At 67.3% G+C, this 8,305-nt stretch carries 7 protein-coding genes; 2 read left to right on the forward strand and 5 right to left on the reverse strand.

Annotated features, from left to right (window positions below; translation table 11 throughout):
- Positions 1-248: 248 nt before the first annotated feature.
- Genes ABTZ89_RS10590 through ABTZ89_RS10600 form a run of 3 tightly spaced genes read right to left on the reverse strand, consistent with a single transcriptional unit; the run spans position 249 to position 3,747 of the window.
- Positions 249-1,952 (reverse strand): cobaltochelatase CobT-related protein, encoded by a 1,704-nt coding sequence (locus tag ABTZ89_RS10590; protein ID WP_351042702.1) that lies wholly within the window; start codon positions 1,950-1,952, stop codon positions 249-251.
- Complete coding sequence (locus tag ABTZ89_RS10595) at positions 1,949-2,917, reverse strand: AAA family ATPase (protein WP_351042705.1); 969 nt, start codon at positions 2,915-2,917, stop codon at positions 1,949-1,951. The genes ABTZ89_RS10590 and ABTZ89_RS10595 overlap by 4 nt, the downstream gene beginning before the upstream one ends.
- Before the next feature lie 29 nt (positions 2,918-2,946).
- Entirely contained in the window at positions 2,947-3,747 is an 801-nt protein-coding gene (locus ABTZ89_RS10600; RefSeq protein WP_270948258.1) for an IclR family transcriptional regulator, read from the reverse strand.
- A gap of 175 nt (positions 3,748-3,922) precedes the next feature.
- Between ABTZ89_RS10600 and xsc the strand changes: the two genes are divergently transcribed.
- The gene (gene xsc / locus ABTZ89_RS10605) at positions 3,923-5,731 is read left to right on the forward strand and encodes a sulfoacetaldehyde acetyltransferase (protein WP_351042708.1); all 1,809 of its coding nucleotides are present in this window, start codon (positions 3,923-3,925) and stop codon (positions 5,729-5,731) included.
- A gap of 126 nt (positions 5,732-5,857) precedes the next feature.
- Here the strand turns inward: xsc and ABTZ89_RS10610 are convergent, their stop codons facing one another.
- Complete coding sequence (locus ABTZ89_RS10610; protein ID WP_351042711.1) at positions 5,858-6,664, reverse strand: IclR family transcriptional regulator; 807 nt, start codon at positions 6,662-6,664, stop codon at positions 5,858-5,860.
- Positions 6,665-6,789: 125 nt separating this feature from the next.
- Here ABTZ89_RS10610 and ABTZ89_RS10615 point away from each other — a divergent pair, with 125 nt between their 5' ends.
- Positions 6,790-7,827 carry a phosphotransacetylase gene (locus tag ABTZ89_RS10615; RefSeq protein ID WP_351042714.1) on the forward strand — a complete coding sequence of 346 codons (1,038 nt, stop codon included), beginning with the start codon at positions 6,790-6,792 and terminating at the stop codon, positions 7,825-7,827.
- Here ABTZ89_RS10615 and ABTZ89_RS10620 read toward each other — a convergent pair.
- The gene (locus ABTZ89_RS10620; protein ID WP_351042717.1) at positions 7,812-8,042 is read right to left on the reverse strand and encodes a hypothetical protein; all 231 of its coding nucleotides are present in this window, start codon (positions 8,040-8,042) and stop codon (positions 7,812-7,814) included. The two genes, ABTZ89_RS10615 and ABTZ89_RS10620, sit on opposite strands and share 16 nt — an antisense overlap.
- Positions 8,043-8,305: the final 263 nt, after the last annotated feature.

The raw sequence follows: 8,305 nt of genomic DNA on the forward strand, positions 1-8,305 counted from the left end.
TCCTATTGGTGGGCACTACTCTGGTTGCCACCACATCGCCTAGTTCGAGGCAGTGGACAGGATCCTGCTCGAGGTCGCCATGTCCGTGGAGTTCCTGGGGCCGCTGGCCGTGCGCTCGTGGGCTCTCGCCGAGTCTTGGAAGTCCTGTGGGCGTCGCTGGCGGCCGTTGGCGTCTTCGCCTTGACGATGGAAACGTGACGGACAGCGGCTCATGGTGCGTCCTTGCGCTCCGAGCCGCCCCGAATGCATCACGACCGCCGGTCCCTTGCGATCATCTCGAGGATCTCGCGGAAGACGTCGTTACCTGATCCGTGGGACAGGTCTAGGGCGTGGGAGCGGCGGTAGAAGGGGCTCAGGTCGAGTCCGACGCCCAGGCCGTAGATCTGGGCAGAGCCGGCCATTTCCTCTTGCCGGACGACGTCTTTGAGGTGGTTGTCCAGGTAGTGCCGGTCGTTGGTCAGGTTGGTCGCGCTGTCCATGGGGCTGCCGTCGGACAGCACGATCAGCAGCCGTCGCTGCTCGCTTCGGCCGGCCATGCGTCGGCAGGCCCAGGTCACCGCTTCGCCGTCCACGCCTTCCCGGAACAGGTCGGCCTTCAGCAGCCCCGCGATGCCGGGACGCGCTCGTCGCCAAGACGTGTCGGCGTCCTTGAAGACGAGGTGGCACAACTCGTTGAGACGCCCCGGATGCGCGGGCCGTCCGCTGCGGTGCCATTCGCGCATCGCGCGGCCGCCGTTCCACGCGCCGGTCGTGAATCCCAGGATCTCACTGCTCGCCCCGGCCAGCTCCAATGCGCGGGCGAACACGTCGACGATCACGGCGATCGACTCGATGTGCTCCTTCATCGAGCCGGAGCAGTCGATCAGGAAGGTCACCAGGCAGTTCGCAGCCGGTTCGATCCGCTCAGTGCGGAACAACCGGCGCTCGGTGGGGGAAGCGATGAGTTGGGCCAGGCGGCGGCCGTCGACGTGTCCCTCTTCCTGTCCGCCGTCCCAGCCGTTCCGGGCAGGATCGGCGAGCAGCATCTTCAGCTGGCGGGTCAGGCGAGGAATGTTCACGCCCTGTCCGGTGATACACCGGTCGAGCCGCTGGCGGTAATCCCGCAGCAGCTTCGCCCGAACGAGTGCGGGCACCGCGTGCTGCCGGTCATAGGCCGTGGTGAAAGCGCGGTAGCCGGCTTCGGACTCCCCGAGCACGCGGCTGTGCCCGGTGGACACCTGCGGGATCGTGTCGTCGAAGTCATCGTCTGAATCCAAGAACAGCGGGAACCTGGCGTGGTCGTCGATGTCTTCGCCGTCATGCTCGTCGTTCTCGTCGGCAGCGGCGAGCATGTTGCCCACGATGCGTGCGATGGCAAGCGCGTGCTCTGCGTACGCGTTCTGATCGTGGCGACGCCTGCGCAGCCCGGTGAGGTCTTTCCCCAAGGCCGGGACGATGTCGAACCGGGTGGCTTCCAGCAGGTCTTCGGTTTCGGCCACCACTGGTTGCCCGGTCACGCGGGAGCGGCAGACCTGCGCCACGGTGTAGAGGAGGATGCCACGCGAAGTCTCGGTCATACCGGAGTGGTGGACGTCGAGTGACCACTGGACGTGCCGGTGGCGCAGGTTCGCGATGACGCCGGGCAATCCGGCCAGCGCCTCGACGCGGAACTGTTCCAGCATCTCGAAGATGAGCCGCTGCACCGGATCCGCGGGATGCAGGCTGCGGTGGAGCTCGGCGTCCGAGTGCGTCAGGCGCAGTGCCATTCCGTCTGCGGCGCCCCGGAACGACCCGAAGTCGTCGTCCAGCGACGGCTGCAAGTGCGGCGCGTGCATTGGCAGCCGTCGGTGCCCGCGATGCAGGCGCCGCCCACGGAAGTGCAGGTTCGGCTCGCCGCTGAGCGCGCGAACGGCGGCGGCGCAGAGCTCTTCGACCCGTTGCTGGTGCCGCGCGGTTGCTCTGGAGCCGCTCATGCCGGGGATAGCTGGTAGGACTCCGCCAGCTCGCGGTCGAAGCAGCGCTGGAAGTACTCCGCCACCACCGGACGTTCGGCCTCGTCGCACTTGTTGACGAAGGACAGCCGGAACGCCAGCGCCGGGTCGTCGAACACCTCGATGTTCTCCGCCCAAGTGATCACCGTGCGCGGCGACATCAACGTCGACAGGTCTCCGGCGTGGAAGCCGGCGCGGGTGAGGCCCGCGACCGCGACCATCGAGGCGACGAGGTCGCCGTCCAGCTGGGGCACTCGGCCTCGCACGATCGCGATTTCTTCCTCCGGAGGAAGGTAGTTCAGCGACGCCACGATGTTCCAGCGATCGATCTGCGCGTGGTTGAGGCGCTGTGCGCCGTGGTAGAGACCGTTGAGGTTGCCCAGGCCCAAGGTGTTCGCGGTCGCGAAGAGCCGGAAGTACGGGTGCGGGCGGAGCACCCGGTTCTGGTCCATCAGCGTGAGCTTGCCGTCGCGCTCGAGGATCCGCTGGATCACGAACATCACGTCCGGACGCCCCGCGTCGTACTCGTCGAAGATGAGTGCCACCGGACGTTGCAGCGCCCAGGGGAGGATGCCCTCCTGGAACTCGGTCACCTGCTGCCCGGCGCGCAACACGACCGCATCCCGGCCCACCAGGTCGAGGCGGCTGATGTGGCCATCGAGGTTGACCCGCACGCACGGCCAGTTCAGCCGGGCCGCTACCTGCTCGATGTGGGTCGATTTGCCGGTGCCGTGCAGTCCTTGCACGAGCACGCGCCGGTCCCTGGTGAATCCGGCGAGCAGCGCCAGGGTGACGTCGCTGTTGAACCGGTAGGCCTCGTCGATCTCGGGCACGTGTTCGTCGGGTTCGCGGAACGCCGGAACCACCATCTCGGAGTCGATGCCGAAAGCGTCGCGTACGGCGACCTGGTGGTCCGGGGTGTGCGGGTCCGGTCTGGTCGAGGTCATGTCGTCACCAATCACGCCGGGGTGCCGGCCTAGGTCGTGGAGCCTTCGGACTCGATGCGATTGATGGCGTCGGCGGCGCGCCGCAGCGCGGGGAGCAGCTTCGGGGCGTCCGCCGCGGTGAGCCGCATGACGGGTGCTTGGGCGGCCAGGCAGAGGTTGGAGCGCCCGTCGGCCGTCGGCACGAGCACGGCGGCGCAGACCAGCCCAGGCAGGAATTCCTCGTCGTCGATGGCGTAGCCGTCGCTGCGCACCTGCTTGAGCTCGGCCTCCAGCGCATCGAGGTCCGTGATGGTCTTGGGCGTGTACTGCTTCAGGGGAGCGTGTGCCAGGAGCTTGCGCCGTTGCGCGGGGCTGAACTGCGACAAGATCATCTTGCCGCTCGCGGAGCAGTGCACCGGGACTCGCGAACCGGGCCGCAGGTAGAACCGCAGGGGTTCGGGCGTTTCGACGCGGTCCAGGTACACCACTTCGTTGCCGGAGAGCGCGGTCACGTTGCAGCTTTCGCCGAGTTCCTCCACGAGGCTGCGCAGGACCGCGTGCCGGGCCCCGTGCTGGGTGGCGTTGAGCAACAGGTTCTCGGCCAGTCGCCGCAGGCGGGCGCCCGTGCCGTAGTTCCGGCCGTCGCCTTGGCGAACCAGCAGGCCACCGCTTTCGAGCTGCTGGAGCATGCGGTGCAGGGTCGGCTTGGGCATGCTCGTTTCCTCGACCAGGCCTTGCAGCGACACGAACTGGTCCTTGGAGGCGATCAGTTCGAGCAGCGCGAACAGGCGCAACGTGGGCGTCTCCCCGTTGAGCTCAACCGCTGCCTCGGTTTCACGAATCTCGTCCATCGTGGTCCCACTCTAGTCCATGTACCGGAAACCAGTACAGGGCGTATCGGTTTTCAGGATTTCTATTGACCGAGTCGAACGGCACTCCTAGCATCGAATCCAGTTTTCAGAGACGCCACGTACCGATTTTCGGATCAAGCTCCCATCTTGGCCTGTCGACAGGAGAGGAACGACCATGACTGACCAGACGGACGGGGCAAGCCGCGCCGTTGTCCAGGGCGTGCAGAAGATGACGCCGTCGGAGGCCTTCGCGGAGACACTGGTGGCAAATGACGTCAAGGACATCTTCGGCATCATGGGTTCCGCGTTCATGGACGCGATGGACATCTTCGCCCCGGCCGGCATTCGCCTGATCCCGGTGGTGCACGAGCAGGGCGCCGGCCACATGGCCGACGGCTACGCGCGCGTCAGCGGGCGCCACGGCGTGGTGATCGGCCAGAACGGCCCCGGTATCAGCAACTGCGTGACCGCGATCGCCGCCGCGTACTGGGCGCACAGTCCGGTCGTCATCGTGACACCCGAAGCCGGCACCATGGGCACCGGGCTCGGCGGCTTCCAGGAAGCCAACCAACTGCCGATGTTCCAGGAGTTCACGAAGTACCAGGGGCACGTGAACAACCCCGCGCGCATGGCGGAGTACACCGGCCGCTGCTTCGACCGCGCGATGTCGGAGATCGGGCCGACCCAGCTCAACATCCCGCGGGACTTCTTCTACGGCGAGATCACCACCGAGGTCCCCCAGCCGAAGCGCCTCGACCGCGGTCCTGGAGGGGCGCAGAGCCTCGACGAGGCGGCGGAACTGCTCGCCGCGGCCGAGTTCCCAGTGATCATTTCCGGTGGTGGCGTGGTGATGGCCGACGCCGTGGAGGAGTGCAAGGCGCTCGCCGAGCGCCTGGGCGCTCCCGTGGTCAACAGCTACCTGCACAACGATTCGTTCCCGGCCAGTCACCCGTTGTGGTGCGGTCCCCTGGGCTACCAGGGCTCCAAGGCCGCGATGAAGCTGATCTCGCGCGCTGACGTCGTGGTCGCTCTGGGTTCGCGACTCGGTCCTTTCGGCACCCTGCCGCAGCACGGCTTGGAGTACTGGCCGGAGAACGCCAAGATCATCCAGATCGACGCCGACCACAAGATGCTCGGTCTGGTGAAGAAGATCTCCGTCGGCATCTGCGGGGACGCCAAGGCGAGCGCCGTCGCGCTGGGCGAGCGGCTGGCGGGCAGGACGCTGGCCTGCGACGCCAACCGGGAGGAACGGGCGGCCGCGATCAAGGCCGAGAAAGACGCGTGGGAGGAGGAACTCGACGAGTGGACCCACGAGACCGACCCGTTCAGCCTCGACATGATCGCGGAGCAGGAGCAGGAGGAGGGCAACTGGCTGCACCCGCGCCAGGTGCTGCGGGAGCTCGAGAAGGCGATGCCGGCAGACGTGATGGTCTCCACCGATATCGGCAACATCAACTCCGTGGCCAACAGCTACCTCCGCTTCGAAAAGCCCCGCAGCTTCTTCGCTCCCATGAGTTTCGGCAACTGCGGGTACGCACTGCCGACGATCATCGGTGCCAAGGCGGCTGCCCCCGAACGCCCGGCGATCTCCTACGCCGGTGACGGCGCGTGGGGCATGAGCATGGGCGAGATCATGACTGCAGTGCGGCATGACATCCCGGTGACGGCAGTGGTGTTCCACAACCGCCAGTGGGGTGCGGAGAAGAAGAACCAGGTGGACTTCTACGACCGCCGGTTCGTCGCCGGTGAGCTGGAGAACGAGAGCTTCGCCAAGATCGGTGAGGCCATGGGTGCGGTGGGCATCGTGGTGGACAAGCTCGAAGAGGTCGGCCCGTCGCTGCGCAAGGCGGTGGATCTGCAGATGAACGAGGGCAAGACCGTGGTCCTCGAGATCATGTGCACCCGCGAGCTGGGTGACCCCTTCCGCCGGGACGCCCTGCGCAAGCCGGTCCGCCTGCTGGAGAAGTACAGGGACTACGTCTGATCAGGGACACCTGACGGCACGGCACGCGGGCTCCGGCAGCAGCCGGAGCCCGCGTTGCGTGCCCGCGCGCATGTGGAAGGCGACAACGCTCGCGCGGTCGGTTGCACGGACGCTGCTCGCCTCGGCTCAGAAGCTGTGCCCTGGAGGGAGGAGTGTGGAGATCTCCTTGGCTGCCCGCACGACTTCCGGTCCGAGTTCGTCGAAACGCGCGTCCGGGACGCGCACGGCCGGTGCCTGGACGGCGATGGCCGCGCGCGCGTTGCCGGAGGCGTCGCGAACCGCCGCTCCGACGCAGCGAACGCCGAGTGTGGATTCCTCGTCGTCGATGCTCCAGCCGCGGGCGCGAATCACCTCCAGATCCGCCTCGAGGTCGTTGACGTTCGTGAGCGTCTTCGGGGTCAGCGCCGGCAGTTCGGACACTCCCTGGAGCGTTCTCTTCCGCACCTCGTCGTTGAAAGCCAGCAGGGCCTTGCCCATCGACGAGGCGTGCAGGACGACCCGCGTGCCGGGCGGCTGCGTGAAGCGCAGCGGCTGGGCGGATTCGATTCGTTCGACCACGATCGCCGCGTTGTCGGCCAGGACTCCCAGGTTCACCGATTCGCCGGTCTGCGCGGCCAGGTTCTGTATTACCGGGTAGACGACGTCGAGGCCGAAGTTGCGGTGTGCGGCCTGACCGAGGAGGAGGGCTCCAGTCCCGAGGTAGTAGCGCTCGCTTTCCTCGTTCTGGGCGAGATAGCCCTCGGCTACGAGAGCGCGCACGATGCGGTGCACGGTGCTCAGGTTCAGGCCCAGGTCCTTCGCGACCTGCCCGACGCCCAGGTCGGTGCCGCGATCCCGGAAAAGCCTGAGCACGGCAAAGGCCCGGCTGATGGTTTGCGCGCCGACCACCCGGGTGGTGCCTTGCGGCGGCGCCGAGTCCCCATCGGTTGACATGACCCTCCCTGTCACATGTTGGAAGTAGCTTACAGCATTTGTTGACGCTCCAACGGCTCCCTGGCTAGGCTAAATATTGGAAGTAGCTTTTATATAGTGAAAGCATCCTGGGCTGGAGAAGCGTCATGACGGAAGCCGCAGCGAGTTTCGCTCGGATACCCGGACGGCACGGGACGGACGAGGCCGGATCGCCGTTATCAGCGCGATGGCGGCAGCAACTGGCCGGTCGGGCGGTCCGCGCGGCACTGGCGGACGGCAGCGATCCCCGTGCGGTGCAGGCCGCGACTCGCCTCTACGCGCAGGGAGTGCTCGAACCGCGCTTGGTCGGACCTCGCAAGCAGATCGAGGAGGCCGCCCGCGTGAGCGGGGTGGCCTTGCCGCCCGAACTGGTCCTCGACATCGACCGTCTCGCCGCCGATCCGGCCGTGCTGAACGCGTTGAACGAGTCCTTCGCAGGTAAGCCGGACCTGCAGCGAACGCTCGCGCAGAGCGACCCCTTGTACCTCGCCGCAGCGGCACTGCGCGCAGGCATCGTCGACTGCTGCCTGGCCGGTGCGTCGCGGCCGACCGCCGACGTGCTGCGGGCCGGGATCCGGGTGATCGGCCTGCAGCCCGGCGTGCAGACGTTGAGCAGCTCGTTCCTGATGGTCCTGCCGGACGAGCGGGTGTTGACCTTCGCCGACTGCGCGGTCCTTCCGGACCCCACCGAAGTGCAACTGGCCGACATCGCGATCGCCGCGGCAGGTACCCACCGGCGGCTGTCCTCTGCTGAACCACTGGTGGCCATGCTGTCCTTCAGCACCAGGGGGAGCGCCCAGCACGAGTTGGTCGACCGGGTCCGTTCCGCGACGCGGATGGTGCGCGAACGAATGCCGGAGCTGGTCGTCGACGGGGAGTTGCAGTTCGACGCGGCGGTGGTGGAGGCGGTCAGCATGCACAAGGCCCCCGGATCGGCCGTGGCGGGCAGGGCCAACGTGCTGGTGTTCCCGAACCTCGCCGCCGGCAACATCGGTTACAAGATCACCGAGCGGATCGGGGGAGCGCAGGCGCTCGGCCCGATCCTGCAGGGACTCAACGCCCCGCTCAACGACCTCTCGCGGGGCTGCAGCGTCACCGACATCGAAGTACTGGCTCTCGTCAGCGCGGTTCAGTCCTTGCGCTGACGCGAAGTCCCGCACCGGGTCTCCCGCTGCCAGGTGGCCACGCAGGCGTTCGCGGGCTCGCTGATTGCTTGCACACCGACCGACAGCACTGCGAAGTCGTTCAGCTCCGCGTTCGACAGGTCGCAGTACACGGTGTGCACCCTGGTCAGCGCGGTCTTGTGCGCTGGCAGCCACGATTCGAGGCCGCCGTGCGCGAGCACGTCGTCGGCGAGCATGCGCCGGGGGCATGGTGGCCTGGAAGGGGACGTCGGGGAGGTCGGCGTCCAACCGGTTCCACAGCTCCTCCAGTCCGAACACGTCCCGCACCACCAGGTAGCAGCGCCGGATCCGCGGGCAGATCGGTGTCCAGCAGTTCCTGGTGCACCAGGTTCTCGGCGTGCGACAGCAGCACGGCGAGAACCTGGCGGGCCAGCCCTACGCCGCAATCCCGGCGTGTCCTGATCTCCCCGGCTCCGGGCAGCGAGATCGGCGGTGGGAC

The sequence above is a fragment of the Saccharopolyspora sp. NPDC002686 genome, from assembly GCF_040295745.1.
GTDB lineage: Bacteria > Actinomycetota > Actinomycetes > Mycobacteriales > Pseudonocardiaceae > Saccharopolyspora > Saccharopolyspora oryzae.

Coding starts and splice junctions, on each gene's coding strand:
- ABTZ89_RS10590 (WP_351042702.1), bottom strand. CDS start 1,952: ATGAGCGGCTCCAGAGCAACCGCGCGGCACCAGCAACGGGTCGAAGAG.
- ABTZ89_RS10595 (WP_351042705.1), bottom strand. CDS start 2,917: ATGACCTCGACCAGACCGGACCCGCACACCCCGGACCACCAGGTCGCC.
- ABTZ89_RS10600 (WP_270948258.1), bottom strand. CDS start 3,747: ATGGACGAGATTCGTGAAACCGAGGCAGCGGTTGAGCTCAACGGGGAG.
- xsc (WP_351042708.1), top strand. CDS start 3,923: ATGACTGACCAGACGGACGGGGCAAGCCGCGCCGTTGTCCAGGGCGTG.
- ABTZ89_RS10610 (WP_351042711.1), bottom strand. CDS start 6,664: ATGTCAACCGATGGGGACTCGGCGCCGCCGCAAGGCACCACCCGGGTG.
- ABTZ89_RS10615 (WP_351042714.1), top strand. CDS start 6,790: ATGACGGAAGCCGCAGCGAGTTTCGCTCGGATACCCGGACGGCACGGG.
- ABTZ89_RS10620 (WP_351042717.1), bottom strand. CDS start 8,042: ATGCTCGCCGACGACGTGCTCGCGCACGGCGGCCTCGAATCGTGGCTG.